Annotated in this window: 1 protein-coding gene; it reads right to left on the bottom strand. The window is 63.7% G+C overall.

Annotated elements, in window-relative coordinates; translation table 11 throughout:
- Window positions 1–954: glutamate synthase central domain-containing protein (locus tag HP546_RS30680; protein ID WP_306126072.1), on the bottom strand; the 954-nt coding region annotated here is incomplete at both ends.

Here is a 954-nt window from a genome sequence, read left to right as displayed (position 1 = left end):
GTACGAGGCGATGGTGGAGATGCCCATCTTCGACAGGATCTTCAGCAGGCCCTTGGAGATACCCTTGCGGTAGTACTTGAAGACTTCGTCCAGATCGCCCAGCACTTCGCCGGTGCGGATCAGGTCGGCCAGCACTTCATAAGCCAGGTACGGGTAAACGGCCGAAGCACCGAAGCCCAGCAGCACGGCAAAGTGGTGCGGGTCACGGGCGGTGGCGGTTTCCACCAGGATGTTACTGTCGCAACGCAGGCCCTTTTCGGTCAGGCGGTGGTGCACCGCACCCACGGCCAGCGAGGCGTGCACCGGCAGTTTGCCCGGGGCAATGTAGCGGTCGCTCAGCACCAGCTGGGTCTTGCCGGCGCGCACGGCTTCTTCGGCCTGGTCGGCGATGTTGCGGATGGCCGCTTCCAGGCCCACGCTCTGTTCATAGTTGAGGTCGATCAGCTGGCGCTCGAAGCCTTCGCGCTCCAGGTTCATCAGCGAGCGCCACTTGGCGGGCGAAATGACCGGCGAGCTGAGGATTACCCGCGAAGCGTGCTCCGGGGACTCCTGGAAGATATTGCGCTCGGCGCCCAGGCAGATTTCCAGCGACATCACGATCGCTTCGCGCAGCGGGTCGATCGGCGGGTTGGTCACCTGCGCGAACTGCTGGCGGAAGAAGTCGTACGGCGAACGCACGCGCTGCGACAGAACCGCCATCGGCGTGTCGTCACCCATCGAGCCGACCGCTTCCTGGCCCTGTTCGCCCAGTGGGCGCAGCACCTGGTCACGCTCTTCAAACGTGACCTGGAACATTTTCATGTATTGCTTGAGCTGGTCAGCGTCGTAGCTGGCCGCGCCTTGGTCATCGGTCAGCGTCGCCTGGATGCGCGTGGCGTGCTGACGCAGCCAGCGTTTGTACGGGTGGCGCGACTTCAGGCGGTTGTCGATGGCGTCGGTGTCGAGAATTTGCCC

Source organism: Pseudomonas sp. CM25 (genome assembly GCF_013179705.1).
Classification (GTDB): domain Bacteria; phylum Pseudomonadota; class Gammaproteobacteria; order Pseudomonadales; family Pseudomonadaceae; genus Aquipseudomonas.
The sequence above is the reverse complement of the archived record's forward strand: the minus strand, read 5'-3'. Positions and strand labels throughout refer to the sequence as shown.